The sequence below is a fragment of the Geminocystis sp. CENA526 genome, assembly GCF_050753365.1.
In the GTDB taxonomy this organism is placed as follows: Bacteria; Cyanobacteriota; Cyanobacteriia; order Cyanobacteriales; family Cyanobacteriaceae; genus Geminocystis.
In genome coordinates this window covers 22880-40973 of record NZ_JBLZFY010000003.1, presented here as the reverse complement: position 1 = coordinate 40973, position 18094 = coordinate 22880, and the positions used below count along the sequence as shown (strand labels likewise).

The window sequence follows — 18094 nt, the reverse complement described above, 5'->3', positions numbered from 1 at the left end:
AGTTCAAACCTCACCGTTTAATAACTGATCACACATTTGAGTTACTGCCTTCTTTAACTCAGGGAGATAATCCTCAATAATTAACCAAACAGTATCTAAATCAACACCTAAATACTCATGAGCCAAAACATTTCTAAAATTACCAATCTTAATCCATTCAATTTGAGGTTGAGTATCCTTCCATTCCTGCGGTAACTTTTTGATTGATTCCCCCATAATTTCCAGATTTCTGAGAATAGCATCCTGTACCATTGAGGTTTCCAAAAAATCTTTTTTATTCTCAGGTAAATAAGAATTAATTTTCTCCAAACATTCCCGTACATGGATTAAATATAAAGCACTATCCTTCATAAATCGATCGCCTCCTGAAGCACACGACTTTTGATATACCAATGCAACCCCTTTTCTGTCACCACATCCACTTTATGCCCCAATAACTCCTCCAAATCAACTATTAATCCCGCAGGAAACCAAGACGAAATACGGTCAAGATCATAATCAATCAAAAAATCAATATCACTATCTGGGGTATCTTCTCCCCTGACAACCGAGCCAAAAACTCGCACATTAAAAGCCCCATGTTGATCAGCTAAATCCAAAATTTCTTGACGTTTTTCTTGTAGTAACTCTTGTAAAGACATAAATATAGACTGCTGATTTTACAATTATCTATACCCAATTATACTACTTATTATCAGTGGTTATTTGACTGTCATTAGCTAAATTATCACCTTCCGTTAATTGAGAGCGACGTTGACGCAGAATTTCTAATAAATTATCCTGTTCTTGTGCCGACAGTTGGTCAAAAAATTTAATCATTTCTGAGATCGTCATTATTTCACCTCCACAGGAAAACCCACGTTATTTAAACCATGTTATCGCTTCTAGTGAGCATTTCTAAAAAACCTTCTGGATCTGACCAATAAGCAATATCAGAAAATTCTTCTAATTGACTAATAATTTCCATATTCCAAATATCCAAAGTGTCATCAAATAGAGAAATAAAGCGTAAAGCCTGAGAACCCACCTTTAAAGAAGATAAATCATGCCAACCTGCCAGAACATTATTTGCTTTTGTATTAGCCGCCGCCTTACTACCAGTACTTAAAATTTGTACTAAAGAACTATGGTCACTATGCCAAGTATGAAAATTAACACGCCAAGAACGCCCAGATCTACCTAATAGTTTTTCGTTAGCCTCAAATTTAATTCTTGATTCCCTCAATAATTCGGCAATCTCATCTTGTAGAGAGGAAATAACCCTCGTTTTTGACAAAAACCATAAATTACTAACCGAGAGTGCCACTTGAGAAAGCCGAGTAATAGCATCTGCTAAAGAATCATCACTTCTCAATCTAATCATGAAAGTTCCCCGATATTGCTCAACATCATGAGTCAGTAAAATATCTTGTATCCCTTGTTGTTGCTTTGGAGACAAAAAATCATTAACCATCTGAGAATAAAGCCAACGGATTGTTTCTCCCAAATCAGTAATAAATGAGTTATTAGAAGTAACCTTATAATAAAGATCGATGACTTCTCCATCAGGGTATAGATAAGGAGTACGAATACGAGTAAACCCATTATCCATAGTAGTACAAGAAAATAAATCCCCTAAAGTATCTGATATGGTTTGACATGGTGTAGTAATCATAAAAACAAATCTCCTTGTAGTGCTGGAGGAGTTAGCATGACTCCTTCATGTCTAATAATCGCTTCTTGACAAAATTGTTGCCAAACTAAAACAGGATTATCTTGAGTAGCAGTAATATCATCAGTTACATAAGCTAACTTATCCCTGTAAATTTCCGTCCAGCGATGTTTATGTTTTTCTCCGACGAGTTTACCATCTGGGTTTTTATGTTCTTTTCCTAAATCCAAACCATAAATTCTGCCATAGGGCGGAAAAATAAGATGATAACTCAAAGCTGAAGTAATTAAATTATACGTCCCTCGAATAGAAAGAGCAAGGTCTAAATCAGAATGAATCTCTGTCTTAAATTTAACCAATAATTCATGCTGAGGATGTTGTAGCCATTTAATATCACCTTCAATATATTTAGAAGAATTTTGGATAATGGATTCAAAATCTTGTTGAGTTAATGTCATATTTGCATTATCTTCTTAAAATGTTACTAAATATTCTGTTTTAATTCAGTTATAGTCATTAGTTGACCTCCAAAGGAAAACCCACTTTTTCTAATTGTAGTTTAATCTCCTCATCCAAAGCCAAACCCTCCCGCATTTGCATTGCCAACTCCTTAGTTAAAAACTCCATCTTTTCCTCAAAAACAATACCATCGTCTTCTTCATCAGGTATGCCCACATAACGCCCTGGTGTCAAAACAAAATTATGCTTTTCAATCTCTGCCAAAGTTGCCGACTTACAGAAACCCTTAACATCCCTATAACTCCCCTCGCCTTCTGGGAGAGGGGTTGGGGGTGAGGGTAACTTCTTCCATTGATGGTAAGTATCAGCTATTTTGGCTATATCCTCATCATTAAAAGCCCGATTACGGCGATTTACCATATAACCCAACTCCGAAGCATCAATAAATAACACCTCACCCTTACGAGAGCGATTCTTAGTGCCATTCTTAGAACGACTCATAAACCACAAACAAGCTGGAATCCCTGTGTTATAAAATAGCTGAGTGGGCAACATGACAATACAATCCACCAAATCAGCTTCCACTAATGCCTTTCTGATGTCACCCTCACCACTGGTATTAGAAGATAATGAACCATTAGAGAGGACGAAACCAGCCGAACCCGTAGGGGCTAAATGGTAGAGAAAGTGTTGCACCCAAGCAAAGTTAGCATTTCCTGCGGGGGGTTTACCATATTGCCACCGTCCATCATTTTGTAATAAATCCCCACTCCAATCACTGTCATTAAAAGGAGGGTTAGCAATGACAAAATCCGCCTTTAAATCCTTATGGGCATCATTGAGGAAAGAGCCTTCAGGATTCCACTTAATGTTAGAGCCATCAATACCCCTAATGGCTAAATTCATCCGACATAGTTTATAAGTAGTCTCGTTGCTTTCCTGTCCATAAATGGAAATGTCGTCTAAGCGCCCCTGATGAGCTTCAATGAATTTTTCACTTTGGACAAACATCCCCCCTGAACCACAGCAAGGGTCAAACACTCTACCAGAATAAGGCTCTAACATCTCTACCAACAATCGCACTATACTTTCAGGAGTGTAAAACTGTCCGCCTTTTTTCCCTTCCGCTAAGGCAAACTCTCCGAGGAAATATTCATATACCCTACCTAAAACGTCCTGAGCTTGTGCCTGAGCGTCTCCTAACGTGGTTGAACCGATTAAATCAATTAAACCCCCCAAAGACGCTTGATCTAACTTCTGTTGCCCATATACCTTGGGTAAGATACCCTTCAACCTTTTACTATTTTCCCTCTCTATTAACTCCATAGCATCATCCACAATCTTACCAATGGTAGGCTGTTTAGCCTGTCCTTGAATATAAGACCATCGGGCTTGAGGTGGCACAAAAAAGACATTCTCAGCTACATATTCGTCTTTATCTTCTGGATCTGCCCCTTCATAAATACCTTCCCCTTTCACTAGCTTCTGGTGTAATTCTTCAAAGGCATCGGAAATGTACTTGAGGAAGATTAAACCCAAGACAATATGCTTATATTCCGCCGCATCAATGTTTTTACGGAGTTTATCGGCGGTTTTCCATAGCTTTTGTTCAAAGGTGTCGGTATTATTAGACTGGGCTTTCTTTTGGGGCATAGATGTAATGATTATACTCAGACTATTTTATCAGTCCTCATAGATTTAAGACACACCCATTTATAAAAATTAAGGTTAATTGAGATTGCTTCGTGCCTCGCAATGACACCATAGAATTTTGCTTAACAATTCTTAATATAATTGCTCGATCGAACTTGCATAAATTCTTAAAGTCACAGTGATAATTAAGTAGAAACAAAATTATTGCAAGATAGAAAATTTATCATGAGTTTTGAACCTGAACCGAATATATACGCTTTACAGCAAGACGTATTAAACCTTCTCACTAACGTTAGTAACCTAATGGGAGAAGTAAAAGAAACCTTAAACAATGATGAATCAAGTAATAAATATAGCCAATATCAACAGGAAATCAACGAAGCGAGAAATAATGTCGAAAAATTAGAATTAAGAATGGCAGTAGTTGCCCCCATGAAAGCGGGTAAATCGACTATTATTAACGCTATTATCGGCGATGATTTATTACCTAGTCGTAACGCCGCCATGACGACAATTCCTACAGAAATTGTGTTGAAAAAGGAGTTAACGCAACCTGTTTTAATTTTAAGTGAACCTATCCGAGAAATTTTTAAGGATTGTTATGAAGGTTTAAAAAATGAAATTCAAAAATTAAAAGCGGAAGATAAACTAGAAGAAAAAACAGGACAATATCCCCATTTACAAGAATTAATTAATGAAATTCATGATTTAACCGAAGATGAATTACCTGATTTTTTAGACAGTGACAACATAGAAGGAAAAGAAAATATCGGCAAAAATCTAACGAGCTTAAATGATATAGTGCGTTTAGCCAGTATTTTAGCACCGCAGTTCGATCCCATTGAAAAGTTAATAGAAGTACCTCGCATTGAAACAGGTTTTTGTGAAGTATTTGATAATGATAGCCAGTCACAACAATTAGGCAATTTAGTAATTGTCGATACTCCCGGACCTAATGAAGCAGGAGAAAATTTAAGATTAAGCAATGTAGTCGAAAAGCAGTTAGAAAAATGCTCAGGTGTATTTATTGTCTTAGATTTTACTCAATTAAATAATAAAGCGGCTGAAGATGTTAAAAGAAAAATTCAACCTATTATTGAGTTGCGAAAACAAGAAAATTTATATGTTTTGGTGAATAAAATTGATCAACGCAGTGAAGGAGATATGACAAAAGAAGATGTGATTAAATTTGTTTCTAGTGACTTAGGTTTGAGCTATACTGAAAATACTAATAGGGTTTTTGAAATATCTTCTCGTAGGGCTTTTTATGGGAAATTATTTTCTCGTGAATTAGCAAAAAATCCTAATATTGACATAGAACAAGTAAAGGAAATTCTAAACAAAAATCCTGATTTAGCAAAAACAATTTTAAATGATTCATGGCAATCTATAATCGATTTTATTCCTCTCGAAAATATCAAAAAAGTCGGAGAAACTACTGTAGCAAACTCTTTTTTTAATAAATTTTTGAAAAATGCTATTTCAGCATTGATGCAAAATGCAGCACCAAAAACCATAAAATCATCCCTTAATATTTCCTATAATTATTTGATTTCAGTGCGCGATGAAGTTACATTAAGAGGAAGTGCGATCGCTCAAGATGAAAAAACATTAAGATTAGAAATTAAAGCCTTAGAAGCGGATTTAAAACGTTTAGATTTATGTCGAACTAAATTACAAGAAGTCGATAAAATTAAAGAAAATTTAGAAAAACAATTAAACCGCATTTTGAATAATTTGAAAAAAGATGCTTTGGTAAAAATTGAGATATTTTATAATAAAGAAGAAGATAATCAAGTGGATGAGCAAGAAAAAGGGGAGAAAAATATTTTTTCGTGGCTTATGAAGCAAATTAAAGAAAAAATTGATTCAGAAAAAAAACAAACAATTTTAGAATTTGAAACCGAAGAAAAAGCACAACAATTTATTGATAATGCGATTACTTTTGGAAAACAAAGAACTGAGTATCATTTACATAAGGTTCGACAAGATATACAAGTAATTATTGAAAAGAAAAGGAATGAATTAGCTAAATCTGTAGAGAAAGAAGCAAAACCAATTATTGAGAAAGCGAAACAAAGATTGAAAAAAACTTTTGATGTGGATTTAGAATTATCACCTCCTACTTTTTCATCTAATAATGATTTGAATATTAATCAAGTGAAAGTAAAAAAAGATGTCCGTAATATTGATCAAGGCTATGAAGAAGTTCGCTATACTAAAAAACATTGGTGGCATTGGCTTTGGATTGTCCCAAAAGAACATACTAAAAAAGTAAAAAAACCTGATAAAAAAGTTGATTATTATACTGTATCTTTAGAAGATATAATTACAGAATTTAATGATTCTTTAGATATTAGTATTAATTCAATTAATCAATCAATATCTCAGTATCTTGATGAAGATTTTAAACAAAAAATTGATTACTATTTTGAAAAATTAGATGCTTATTTAACAAATTATCGTGACGATATTAAACAGGCACAACAAGATCAAAAGTTATCTTTAGAAGAACAAAAAAAGTTAACTGATAGTTTACAATCTATTATTCCAAAAGTTGATGAGCAGGTAGAAGAATTAAAAAAGCTAAAGGAAAGAACAGATAGGGGATTAAATTAAGTTATTGTTTAGGGGAAATAGTTATTGATTAATCCCCTAAATTTTTATTTATAATAGAAGATATTTAATTTCTTTAAAACATAATCAAACTTTATTTAGGAGAAAAATCTATGCAATCAGCATTACATTTAAAAACTCAAGTTTTACCCAGTGGCAAAATAGAAATTGAATCCCCTGATTTAGAGATTGGCGATATTGTTGATGTGTTCATAATTTCACCTCAGAAATCTTCTGTAAAACAAAATTCGATCGAAGATATTATTAAAGATTTACCCGGACAAGAAATTTTTAAAACTGCGCAAGAAGTAGATGAATATTTAAAAGGAGAAAGAGACATTTCTACAAATAAAGAAACTCAACAATCATCGGTGCTTAATTCAATTAATAAGATGCGTAGTCATCGAAATTCTTTTAAAACCTTGAATGAAATAAATCAACAAATAAAAGAGGAAAAAGAATGATGACACTTTCAAATATTCGTAATTTTGCTGTAAAATAAAACTAAATTAAAAAATAATTATATATAAATAAATAATGACTAATCTATTACTAGAAACCAACCAATTAAAAAAAACGTTAAAAGAAGTAATTTTAGAGATTCTGTATGAGAACAAACAAGAATTTTCTGATTTAATAATGGAAATTTTAGAAGATATTGCCTTGTCAAAAGCTATGGAAGAAGGCGAAAAAACAGAGTTAGTCGATCGAGAATCTATTTTTAATATTTTGGAGGAGAAAGAATGAAAGTAGAGTTTAGAAAAAGTTTTCAAAAAGACTTAAAAAAAATTAAAGACTCTGCTTTATTGAAGAAAATCAAATCTACCATAGAGGAAATTGAAATAGCGGAAACTATACAACAAATTAACAATTTAAAATTCTTAAAAACAGAGGCTAATTATTATCGTATCCGAGTTAGTGATTATCGAATAGGGATATATATTGATAAAGATTTAGTGCGATTTATTAGAGTTTTACATCGAAAAGAAATTTATAAATATTTTCCCTAAAAAATATACCGAATTTATCCATTATAATTTTACAAGAGGTAATAGAATCTTGAATAATTTAGCCAACACCACCCCTAAAAATTTTCTGACTATTAGTAATTCTACCCAAGAATTAAAAGACTTAGAAAAGCGAATCCCCATCGTTTCTGATAAAGCAATTATAGATTTAATTAATGGTATTCAAGTTAACAGAGATTTAGTTAATTATCGTAAAAATCGAGGTTTTTTTGGTCAATTAATTGATAACCTAGACGGGAGCGATCGAAATCGTAAATTATTATTAGATGGAAACTTAATTACAGGACAAGAAACCCTAAAAAATTGGGTATTAGAATTAACAGATTCCCTAAAAATTAGTCAAGTTGCCTTACATATTACCCAAGAATCTTTATTAGAAGCAAGACAAGCTATTAGGGGAGTAAAAAATCATTTAAACATTCAACAAGAAACTATTAATAATTTAACTCAAAACTTTCAACTATTAGAACAAAAATTGCAGAATAAATTTCAAGAAATAGAGAATAGATTGAGAAAATTAGAAAGGAAAGTTAGTGCTAATGATGATTTTGATTATATTTTAACGGCATGGATGGCAGAAGAAACTTACTATAAATTACCTTGGACAATTCAAATTCCTTTACTAGCAAAACAGATTTTTAATAGTGCCGTCATTAACTACGAAATTGAAACAGGAGATAAGGAATATTATCGCAAATTATTGGTAAATAAAATTATTGTTCATTGTCGAGAATTACCTAAAAATTATTTTGGTTTAGCGGACTTATTAGACTATACCATTAAAGAAATTTTACCTGAAGATCAACCCTTAATTACTAATCTTTTAGAGGTTTATTCTTTAGATAAAAAAAGGTTAAATAACACACCTTTATTATTTGCATTAGGCACAACTTTAGAGTTAGCAAATTTACCTAAAAATGCCCGTCCATCTCATCCTAGTCAGACTTCGATCGAGCTTTGTCGTCAGCAGATTACAAATATTAATTATTCGATCGATACAAGGGAATTTATCACAACTATTGTAGAAGAAACCGCCAATGATGCGTTAAATATGATGACAAAAATTTATTTATAATTGTATAAAATTTTTTGATGAAGTTGGGCTGAAAATTTTTCAGCCCCTACGATTTTTCACCTTCTACAATTTTTTCTGTAGGGGTTGAACATTGTTCAACCCTTCTTCATCACAAAATATCATTTAATAGAACAAAAAAAATAAAAATATGACTACATTAAACAATAGTAAAATAGGCTTAGTTTTAACAGGAGGAGGGGCAAAAGGTGCTTATCAAATAGGGGTTTTAAAATATTTAGCAGAGATAAATTTTGAACCAGAAATTATTACTGCTACTAGCATTGGTGCTTTACATGGTGCAATTTTATGCTCTTATTCTTCCTTAAAAGAAGGGGTAAATCATTTAGAACAAATTTGGAATCAATTAGAAGATATTGAGTTAATAAAACCTAATCATAATGCAGTTATTAAAACCTTAAGTTATGGGGTAAAAACCATCAGTCCTCATTTTACAGAATGGACAATGAATTTATTAGAAAATTTAGGAATTATTAAGAATCATAATAGCATTTTTGACCCCGAACCTTTAGAAAATTTAGTCAGAGAAAATATCGATTTTGACAAAATTTTTAATAGCAATAAAGAGTTATGGGTTAAAGTATTTCCTGCATGGAAAATACCCGGTATTGACTATGATTTAATCTTAAATTTAATTGACTTATTTAGAGCTAAAACAGGGGTAAAAAGTGAATGGTTAAAACTGCAAGATTGTCAAGATATTGATACGATTTATAACCTTTTATTAGCTAGTGCGGCGATACCTTTGGCTTTCCCTCAAAAATCTGTTAATGGTAAGTTTTATTCCGATGGCTCATTAGATGGTGAAATACCCATTAAACCTTTAATCGATCGAGGTTGTACCCATATTATTATCGTTCATCTTAGCAACGGTGTAAAGTTCGATCGATCGAATTATCCTCAACAAACTATTATAGAGATTAGACCAGAAGAAATAATTAATAGTTTTAATACAGTTATTTTAGGAGATTTAAACAGCTTATTTGACTTTAGTTCTACAAGAATTAAAATGTTAAAAAATCGAGGTTATCAAGATGCTAAAAAATCCTTAGAAAATATTATTAAGGCAATAAATATAAAGTCTGAACAACAAATTTCTGAAAATTATTTGATCAATTCTACTAAGCAATTATTAAATGATTTACCTCTGTAAATATCTTTCTTAAAATCAACAAAAAAATATTTATGTATTTAGGTATCGATTTTGGCACATCGGGTGCAAGGGCGATTATTATTAACGAAAATCGTCAAGTTATCCTTTCGGTTAACACTTCCTTTCCTGCTTATCCTCCCGTGCATCTATGGGAAAAAGCAATACACGAATTACTCTCACAAATTCCTCCTGATATTGCTCAAAAATTAAGATCGATCGTAATTGACGCAACATCTAGTACAGTGGTATTGTGCGATCGAACTGGCAACCCCCTTGACGAAGCTATCTGGTATAATGACGATCGAGGTAAGCAGTATCTATCAGAAATTAGACAATTTGCCCCAGAAAATCACTTAGTAATTAGTGCAACTTCCAGTTTAGCGAAACTCCATTGGTGGTGTCATCAACCCTTTTTTCGTGATGCTTGTTATTTTCTTCATCAAGCCGACTGGTTAGCATTTCTTCTTCACGGAAAACTAGGCATCAGCGATTATCATAATGCCCTCAAGTTGGGTTACGATGTCATCACCCTAGACTATCCCTCATGGTTAAAAGATCGATCGTACTTTGACATTTTACCGCAAATTAAAGCACCTGCCGAGAAAATCGCCCCTATTTCTCCTAAAATCAGCAAATTGTATCAAATTAATCCTGATTGTATCGTCAAAACAGGAACTACGGACAGTATATCCGCATTTTTAGCCAGTGGTGCAACCCAAGCAGGGGAAGCCGTCACTTCTCTCGGTTCAACATTAGTGTTAAAACTGTTAAGTACCACTAAAATTGATGACACTCGTTATGGAATCTATAGCCATAAATTAGGGAATTTGTGGTTAACAGGGGGCGCATCTAACACGGGAGGCGCAGTCTTAAAACACTTCTTCACCCCCTCACAATTGACACAATTGAGTCGCAAAATTAATCCTGACATTCCTACTAACCTTAACTATTATCCCTTATTAACTAAAGGCGATCGATTTCCCCTTAATAACCCCAATCTTGAGCCAAAACTTACTCCTCGTCCTGATAATCCTGTAGAATTTTTACAAGGTTTATTAGAAGGCATAACCAATATTGAAGCTAAAGGCTATCAATTATTACAAGAATTAGGAGCAAGTGCATTGACAAAAGTATATACAGCAGGAGGAGGTGCAAACAACGAAACTTGGCGTTATTTACGACAAAAAGCCTTAAAAGTCGATATTTTAGTCTCACCTCATACTCAATCTGCCTACGGAAGCGCCCTATTAGCGGGGTTTGTCTTATAGTATTTTGATAAAGAGAAGTAATAGGTAATAGGTAATAATTTTAGAGTTATTATACCATAATATAGTATTAATTTTTTATGTTTTTTTTGTGCTTAGTTTTTGACCAAAAATTGTGAAAAATATACACTTTTTTATGAATTTAACGATGCTCCAAGCCTTGATTTTAATAGTTCTCCGTTTTATTCAACAAATCATAACTATTAACAAAGAATCTATGCTAATTTACTTAAACTTAGATTATATTTTCTTAATTTGTCATAACTACTGTAGCAAAAAATATCGTCATCAATGAATATCAATTCAGAATTTAATCTCAACCTTTTATCACAATTTATTATTGATAATCTGCCTTTCCCTTTAAGTTTATTACCTGATAATTGTTATTTGGTAGGGGGGGCTGTTAGAGATGTATTATTAAACAGAAAAAGAGACTATATTGATTTAGATTTTGTTGTACCTCACAATGCTATTAAACTTGCTAAAAAGATTGCTAATTTATATCATGCTGGTTTTGTGGTACTAGATTTCGATCGAAATATTGCGAGGGTAGTCTTTCCTCATGGTACGATCGATCTAGCAAACCAAGAAGGGGATAGCATCTATACTGATTTAGCTAGACGAGACTATACTATCAATTCGATCGCTTATAGTTGTAAGGATAATGAAATTATTGATCCCTTTGAAGGACAAAAAGACATCAAAGAAGGGATAATGAGAATGATAAGTTGTAAAAACTTGGAGGATGATCCCTTAAGATTATTAAGAGCTTATCGTCAGGGTTGTCAATTAAACTTTACCATAGAAGACAAAACCCGTAGCACCATTCAAGAATTAGCCTCACAATTAACGACAGTTGCGCCAGAAAGAGTTAACACCGAGTTGGGTTATATGTTTGCCCATGAAAGGGGTAGTTATTGGTTAATCAGTGCCTTTGAGGATGGTTTGTTGTCTATACGTCACCCCTATCTCACGGCAGATAAAATTAATTATCTTCCTCTCATCGATAATGCTTCTCAATGGTTAAAAGCAAAAGGTTGTCAATTTGAGTCAATTACCCCCAGCTACCTTCAAAACGTGAAACTAGCTTGTTTTACCGACAATAACCCCGAAAATGCGGAAAAAGAGTTAATTAACCTCAAATATTCTCGTCAAGATATTAAAACCGTCACCACGATTCTTAAATACACTCCCCATTTACTTAAACATAATTTTGCTTCGGATTTAACACAACAATATTTTTTCTTTCGTGGCGTGGGAGATATATTTCCTCTCTTAGCTATTTTTGCTTATGCACACTCTATAGATGAAAATTTAATCATTATGTTGCTCGATCGATATGGGGATGATAATGATATAGTGGCTCATAGTGAACCTTTATTGTCTGGAAAAGAGATTATGGAGGCTTTTAATATCCCCCCTAGCCCCTTAATTGGTAAACTGTTAACAGATATACAAATTGCCTATATTCATGGAGAAATTAACGACAAAAATAGTGCTTTACAATGGATATACAAAAATTTAATAAAAACTTAATAATTATACCAATATAATCCTTTTTTTGCTGTGATACGATGAAAGGTATTGATACCAAAACCTCCATCATTATATAACTATATAACATCTTTTTTTTAATATATGACTACTGCTATTCTCGATCGAATTAATTCAATTTCTACCAAAAGAAAATTACTGGAAAATCTTTTAGATAACCCCAACTTAGGCAGTTTACGGTTAGACGTAAATCAAGCCTTAGAGGAGTTAGACGAATTAATTGAAGAATTAAATAAAACTTTCTCCAAATAATTCCGTTATTTACCGTAAAATAGGCATCTTGCCTGTACTTTTTTAAGTAATCAATATAGCAATTTTCGTTATGGTGAGGTACAAAACTTATCGGTATTCGGGAATAGGGAATGGGCAATAGGCAATGGAAAGTTGTATAAAAAACTGTACCTCATAGTTTTAATAAACGCTATAAATAAAAGATTTTCCACAATCCACCAAAAACCGATTTTTAACCGCTTGGCGCCCTAATAACATCCGAAAACCCATAGCATCTCGATTAGTTAAGGTTAGTTCGATATTCCACTGATAATCCCCTAATTTTACCGTACTTTGGATAACGGGTCTAAGTTGAGTATGCCCTCCAGAATTAGTAACGTGACGGTATTCTATCAGAGGGGCAATACATTCGATCGAAATGTGACTATTCCTTTGTATAGGATGTACTTGAAATTTTACCATGTCTCGATCGTTCTCCTTGTGAATTTTAATATGAAAAGCGTGTAAAGCAGAAGTTCGAGCACCCGTGTCAATTTTAGCATTAATTTTATCAATACCCAAAGTGGGTAAGGCTAAAGATTCCCTCCAACCAATCAGAGGTATTATTTTTTGTTTATATGTCATTTTTGATTAAAAGTTCAATGTAGGGAATATTTGATTTTATTGTTCAACTTTTCCCACAAAATCAATTTCATTTTCTCAGGTTTTCAAATAACCCCATGTAATTTTATCATGTAAACTGAGTAATTTCTCAGAATTGAATTAAGATTAATTGTATTTTGAAACGTAGCAATCTCAATTATAATTTTCTTAAACAAAGATTTATTGTAACTTTTTATAAAATGAAAAAAATACTATTGTTACTATGTTTAATGATTACCTTAACAGGTTGTGTTCGCTATGATGTTAATGTTTATTTTCCCCATGTTAATAGTGGCATGATGATTCAACATATCAAATTAGGGGAACAATTAACCAGTTTTAGTAAAGGTGAAGGTGATTTTTTATTAAAAAATATTGAGAATCAAGCGAAAAAATTAGATGGAAAAACCAGACGCATTTCTAAAGAAGAATTAGTAGTAATAATTCCTTTTGATAATGGCAAAGATTTAGTTACTAAATTTAATCAATTTTTTGTAGCTCCCGATACAGACAAAACTCGTAAAAAATTAGGGGAAAGTGATTATAATACCTTATTAAATTTAAACGCTAATATGTCGATCGAGCAGAAAAATTTACTATTATTAGAGAGAAATACTTTAAATTTTAATGCAGATTTAACACCATTAGGAGTGATTGGCAATGACGGCACAATAATTATTTCATCAGGGGATTTAATCGACTTAAAGATACAATTTAGCTTTCCTTTTGGTACAAAATTAATTACTAATGATTATCCTAAATGGGAAAAGTTACCTAATAATAGTTATGAAATCTCTTTAGAAGCAGGACAAATAAATGATATTAAAGCAATTTTTTGGCTTCCTAATTATGTTGGTTTAGGTACAATTTTGATAGTAGCTTTTATTTTATTAGGATATTATTTAAAATATAAAAAATTACCGTTAATACAATAAATTAAGAATTAAGAATTAAGAATTAAGAATTAAGAATTAAAAATAGTTTTAGTCGTTAATTAATAACTCCCCGTGTAATTTATTACACGTCTAATAGTTTATCGTTCAATAAATTGAACTAAATTTTTCAAGGGGTTAATATTATTCATTATTCATTATTCATTATTATTATGTCTTATTATTATTTACCGAATGTTTATGTATTTAGTGTTTGTCAATTAACAAATTCTTGGTTATGGGTAGCTTGGGAAAATCAACAAAAAGCGGATGAATTTTTACAAAAAAAATATAAATCATCCCTAACAGATTGTTTTTACTATAGCTATGTCGCTTCCAGAGAAATTGCTTTACAACAAGCTAAGAAAATTTTGGGTGTTTCTTGTCAAGAAATTGATAGTAAATTCGCCTTAGAAGTAGCAGAAACCATCACACAAGTTCAAAACTCTAATATAACAGAAAATTCCAGTCCAATAAATGAAAGTAAAACATCAAAAGATGTGGAAGTTTCGATCAAAAAAGACTTAGAAAAGCTCAATTCTCTGATTGGTTTAAGTGATGTAAAAAATACCGTTCAAGAATTAGTAAATATGGCTAAAGTTTTTCGCTTAAAAGCCAAAGCGGGTTTAAAAACTCCTCAAATTACAAGGCATTTAGTTTTTACAGGAAATCCCGGTACAGGCAAAACTACTGTAGCCCGAATTTTAGGAGAAATATACAAGAAAATGAATGTACTTTCACAAGGTCATTTTATCGAAGTTGATAGGACAGATTTAGTAGCGGAATATGTAGGACAAACTGCACCAAAAACCACTAAAATAGTTGAATCTGCCTTGGGAGGAATCTTGTTTATTGATGAGGCTTATTCCCTTGTGCCAGAAGATAAAAAAGATGTTTTTGGGCAGGAAGCAATTAGTACTTTATTAAAATTAATGGAAGATAATCGAGATGATTTAGTGGTAATTGTGGCAGGTTATCAAGAAGAAATGAAAAGATTTATTCAATCAAATCCGGGGTTAAAATCAAGGTTTTCTAAATATATTAATTTCCAAGATTATACCCCCGAAGAATTAAGCAAAATTTTTAAATTAATGTGTGAACAACATGGTTATAAAATTGATGATTTAATTAAGATAGAAATTACTGATTTATTATCAGAATTTGATACTAAAATAGGGGAATTAGGCAATGCTAGACTTATTCGTAATATATTCGATCGATGTCTCGCTAATCAATGTAATCGTTTAGCCAAAATGACGAATCCCACAACTAACGATTTAACTACTTTTAAAATTGATGATGTGATTTTAGTATCTGAACAGTTACACGAATCATTGCATTTTTAAACAATGTTTATTAAGCTAAAATTATTAACTATTTGATGAGATGAATTACTATCTTTTTTGTCTTGAAATAAATTTTCATCTCTGATTACCCATACGGTTGACATTCCTGCTGAAAAAGCAGAATTAACTTCGGCTTCTACATCGGATAAAAAGATAATTTCTTCGGGGTTTAAATTAAGAGAATTAGCTATATTTTTATAGGATAAAATCTCTTTTTTATGTCCAATATTAGTATCAAAAAACCCAGAAAAGAGATATAACAAATCTCCATATTCTGAATGACCAAAAAACAGTTTTTGAGCGTAAATTGAACCTGAAGAATAAATATAAATAGGCATATTCTGTTCATGCCAAAGTAGTAATTTTTCGTAAGCATCCTGATAAATATGCGATCGATAATCAGCATTTTTATAGCCTTCTTCCCAAATCATACCTTGTAAATCTTTTAATGGAGTAACTTTTCGATCGAGCTTAATCCAATCCCTTAAAATAGTCGTAATTTGTGCAGGAGTATAATCAGTTAAATTTTCTAACTTAGCGACTTCTAAGACAATATTTTTTACCTCTTGATGATGCCAATTTTGCTCTAAAAAATCGCCTATTTTATCATAAGCATAAGGAAATAAAACATCGTGAACAAAAGTAATAGAACTGGTTGTACCTTCTATATCTGTTAAAATAGCTTTTATCATAATGGAATAATTATTAGTTATTTTGATAATATATAAAATAATAAATTTGAGATTGCTTCGTGCCTCGCAATGACACAATAGAATTTAAAATAAACGCTTCAATTGTTAATTGTTAATTGTTAATTGTTAATTGTTAATTGTTAATTATTGATCAAAATTGTCTAATTGAATGCGAGGATCAACTATTTTTAATAATAAATCAGCTAATAAATTGCCAATAATTAACATAGTCGCACCCATCATTAAACTAGCCATAACTAAATATAAATCTTGAGATTGTACAGCTTGTAAAATTAACCTACCTAAACCGGGCCAATTAAAGAAATATTCTGCAATAAATGAACCACTTAATAAACTAGCAAATTCAAAGCCTAATAAAGTAATTAAAGGGTTAATAGCATTGCGCAAAGCATGAACATATAATACCCTATTTTCGGGTAAACCTTTCGCCCTTGCCGTTTGAATATAATCTTGTCTTAATACGTCTAAAAGTTGCCCTCTTGTTAATCTTTGTAATCCTGCGAAACTGGTTATACTTAAGGCAATAGTCGGTAAAATCATGTGCCAAGCAATATCAATTATTTTACCGCTAAAAGATAGTTCATGGTGGTTAATACTTGTCATGCCTCCTACTGGAAAAATAGGGGCTAAATTTTGGGCTAAAACTAATAATAATAATGCGGTAATAAAACTAGGAAATCCTTGTCCAAAATAACTAATAACTCGTAAAATTCGATCGAGAGGAGTGTTTTGTTTAACTGCGCTAATAATGCCTAAAGGAAGTGCGATCGACCATGTGATAATTAAAGAAGAAAAAGCTAATAATAAAGTAGCAGGAATACGCTCTAAAATTAGGCTAGAAACCGATCGAGAATAAACAAAACTTTCTCCAAAATCGAACTTAGTAACAACTTGTTTAAACCACAATATATATTGTTCTAAAGGAGATTTATCTAACCCAAAACGAACTTTTAATTCTTCAATAGTTTCTTGAGAAATAGTGGGATTTTGTCGTAAATTATCTAAATAATCTCCGGGGGCTAATTGAATGATAGCAAAACTCAATATGGATGCTAATAATAAGGTTAAAAGTCCTTGAGATAAACGTTTAATTACATAAATTACATTTTCATTCAAAAGCCAATAATTTTTCATTTCTAGTTGCTTAGTTTATAGCCTACAAAATATTATTTTAACTCAAGATTCGACCATAAACCCTGTTCACGATACAATCACATAAAGAGAAATTTTATATTAAATTCAAGGATCGATCGAGGTAATCTGTTAGATGACTATATTCATCCTAATCAAGAAAAGTATCCTCATCAACGGTTAATGGTTGTGAAAATACAAAATTATTGTTTTCTCATTCCTTATGTGGAAACAGACACAGAAATTTTTTTGAAAAGAATTATCCCTTCCCGAAAGGCGACAAAACAATATTTAGGTAAAGATTTATGAGTAAATTAGACAAGGATGAAAAAGACTTATTAGACTCTTTTGAAAATAACGAATGGCAGTCAGTAGCAGATGTTTCACGTCTTGCGCAAATAAGAGGTTACGCAAAAGCTACTCTAGCAAAAGATAAAAAAATTACGCTAAGATTATCTTCTCTGGATTTAGAGGCAATTCAAACAAGGGCGATCGAAGAAGGAATACCTTATCAAACATTAATCTCTAGTATTTTACATAAATTTGTCACTGGTAGATTAGTAGAATCGCAAGATTAAAAAAATAAAAAATTGATACTAAATTTCGATCGAATTAACGTAAAACAGG

General features: G+C 31.9%; 21 protein-coding genes. 12 read left to right on the top strand and 9 right to left on the bottom strand.

The window, feature by feature from the left end; translation table 11 throughout:
* Positions 1-3: 3 nt before the first annotated feature.
* The 6 genes from ACN4EE_RS01730 to ACN4EE_RS01705 are packed head-to-tail and all read right to left on the bottom strand — an operon-like array spanning position 4 to position 3763.
* The gene (locus ACN4EE_RS01730) at positions 4-393 is read right to left on the bottom strand and encodes a HepT-like ribonuclease domain-containing protein (RefSeq protein WP_431704672.1); all 390 of its coding nucleotides are present in this window, start codon (positions 391-393) and stop codon (positions 4-6) included.
* Positions 348-641 carry a nucleotidyltransferase family protein gene (locus ACN4EE_RS01725; RefSeq protein ID WP_431704671.1) on the bottom strand — a complete coding sequence of 98 codons (294 nt, stop codon included), beginning with the start codon at positions 639-641 and terminating at the stop codon, positions 348-350. The genes ACN4EE_RS01730 and ACN4EE_RS01725 overlap by 46 nt, the downstream gene beginning before the upstream one ends.
* A gap of 43 nt (positions 642-684) precedes the next feature.
* Positions 685-834, bottom strand: a complete 150-nt coding sequence (locus ACN4EE_RS01720) for a hypothetical protein (RefSeq protein ID WP_431704670.1) — start codon at positions 832-834, stop codon at positions 685-687.
* Positions 835-865: 31 nt separating this feature from the next.
* Positions 866-1654, bottom strand: coding sequence for a DUF1828 domain-containing protein (locus tag ACN4EE_RS01715; protein ID WP_431704669.1), 789 nt, complete (start codon positions 1652-1654; stop codon positions 866-868).
* Complete coding sequence (locus tag ACN4EE_RS01710; RefSeq protein WP_431704668.1) at positions 1651-2109, bottom strand: DUF6978 family protein; 459 nt, start codon at positions 2107-2109, stop codon at positions 1651-1653. The genes ACN4EE_RS01715 and ACN4EE_RS01710 overlap by 4 nt, the downstream gene beginning before the upstream one ends.
* A 58-nt stretch (positions 2110-2167) precedes the next feature.
* Positions 2168-3763, bottom strand: coding sequence for a class I SAM-dependent DNA methyltransferase (locus ACN4EE_RS01705; protein ID WP_431704667.1), 1596 nt, complete (start codon positions 3761-3763; stop codon positions 2168-2170).
* 225 nt (positions 3764-3988) lie between these two features.
* Between ACN4EE_RS01705 and ACN4EE_RS01700 the strand changes: the two genes are divergently transcribed.
* The 9 genes from ACN4EE_RS01700 to ACN4EE_RS01660 all read left to right on the top strand — a co-directional run bounded on the left by ACN4EE_RS01700 (position 3989) and on the right by ACN4EE_RS01660 (position 12724).
* Positions 3989-6382, top strand: coding sequence for a dynamin family protein (locus tag ACN4EE_RS01700; RefSeq protein ID WP_431704666.1), 2394 nt, complete (start codon positions 3989-3991; stop codon positions 6380-6382).
* 110 nt (positions 6383-6492) lie between these two features.
* Positions 6493-6843, top strand: coding sequence for a hypothetical protein (locus ACN4EE_RS01695; RefSeq protein ID WP_431704665.1), 351 nt, complete (start codon positions 6493-6495; stop codon positions 6841-6843).
* 73 nt (positions 6844-6916) lie between these two features.
* Complete coding sequence (locus ACN4EE_RS01690; RefSeq protein WP_431704664.1) at positions 6917-7126, top strand: hypothetical protein; 210 nt, start codon at positions 6917-6919, stop codon at positions 7124-7126.
* The gene (locus tag ACN4EE_RS01685) at positions 7123-7389 is read left to right on the top strand and encodes a type II toxin-antitoxin system RelE family toxin (protein ID WP_431704663.1); all 267 of its coding nucleotides are present in this window, start codon (positions 7123-7125) and stop codon (positions 7387-7389) included. The genes ACN4EE_RS01690 and ACN4EE_RS01685 overlap by 4 nt, the downstream gene beginning before the upstream one ends.
* A 49-nt stretch (positions 7390-7438) precedes the next feature.
* Positions 7439-8482 (top strand): diguanylate cyclase regulator RdcB family protein, encoded by a 1044-nt coding sequence (locus tag ACN4EE_RS01680; protein WP_431704662.1) that lies wholly within the window; start codon positions 7439-7441, stop codon positions 8480-8482.
* A gap of 148 nt (positions 8483-8630) precedes the next feature.
* On the top strand, positions 8631-9653 hold the full coding sequence (locus ACN4EE_RS01675; RefSeq protein WP_431704661.1) for a patatin-like phospholipase family protein: 1023 nt from the start codon (positions 8631-8633) through the stop codon (positions 9651-9653).
* Between the two features lie 26 nt (positions 9654-9679).
* A complete protein-coding gene (locus ACN4EE_RS01670) occupies positions 9680-10921 on the top strand; it encodes an FGGY-family carbohydrate kinase (protein WP_431704741.1) in 1242 nt (413 codons plus the stop codon).
* A gap of 288 nt (positions 10922-11209) precedes the next feature.
* Positions 11210-12454 (top strand): tRNA nucleotidyltransferase/poly(A) polymerase family protein, encoded by a 1245-nt coding sequence (locus ACN4EE_RS01665; RefSeq protein ID WP_431704660.1) that lies wholly within the window; start codon positions 11210-11212, stop codon positions 12452-12454.
* A gap of 102 nt (positions 12455-12556) precedes the next feature.
* The gene (locus tag ACN4EE_RS01660) at positions 12557-12724 is read left to right on the top strand and encodes a hypothetical protein (RefSeq protein ID WP_431704659.1); all 168 of its coding nucleotides are present in this window, start codon (positions 12557-12559) and stop codon (positions 12722-12724) included.
* 159 nt (positions 12725-12883) lie between these two features.
* Here ACN4EE_RS01660 and ACN4EE_RS01655 read toward each other — a convergent pair whose 3' ends face one another.
* A complete protein-coding gene (locus tag ACN4EE_RS01655; RefSeq protein WP_431704658.1) occupies positions 12884-13327 on the bottom strand; it encodes an ATP-dependent zinc protease family protein in 444 nt (147 codons plus the stop codon).
* 218 nt (positions 13328-13545) lie between these two features.
* Between ACN4EE_RS01655 and ACN4EE_RS01650 the strand changes: the two genes are divergently transcribed.
* Together ACN4EE_RS01650 and ACN4EE_RS01645 are read left to right on the top strand one after the other, a co-directional pair.
* Positions 13546-14280: a DUF3153 domain-containing protein gene (locus ACN4EE_RS01650; RefSeq protein WP_431704657.1), complete on the top strand. Its 735-nt coding sequence runs from the start codon at positions 13546-13548 to the stop codon at positions 14278-14280.
* A gap of 170 nt (positions 14281-14450) precedes the next feature.
* Positions 14451-15623, top strand: coding sequence for an AAA family ATPase (locus ACN4EE_RS01645; RefSeq protein WP_431704656.1), 1173 nt, complete (start codon positions 14451-14453; stop codon positions 15621-15623).
* Here the strand turns inward: ACN4EE_RS01645 and mtnC are convergent.
* Entirely contained in the window at positions 15620-16315 is a 696-nt protein-coding gene (gene mtnC, locus ACN4EE_RS01640) for an acireductone synthase (RefSeq protein WP_431704655.1), read from the bottom strand. The two genes, ACN4EE_RS01645 and mtnC, sit on opposite strands and share 4 nt — an antisense overlap.
* A gap of 144 nt (positions 16316-16459) precedes the next feature.
* Positions 16460-17470, bottom strand: a complete 1011-nt coding sequence (locus ACN4EE_RS01635) for an ABC transporter permease (RefSeq protein ID WP_431704654.1) — start codon at positions 17468-17470, stop codon at positions 16460-16462.
* 302 nt (positions 17471-17772) lie between these two features.
* Here ACN4EE_RS01635 and ACN4EE_RS01630 point away from each other — a divergent pair, with 302 nt between their 5' ends.
* Positions 17773-18045: a CopG family antitoxin gene (locus ACN4EE_RS01630; RefSeq protein WP_431704653.1), complete on the top strand. Its 273-nt coding sequence runs from the start codon at positions 17773-17775 to the stop codon at positions 18043-18045.
* Positions 18046-18094 lie beyond the last annotated feature (49 nt).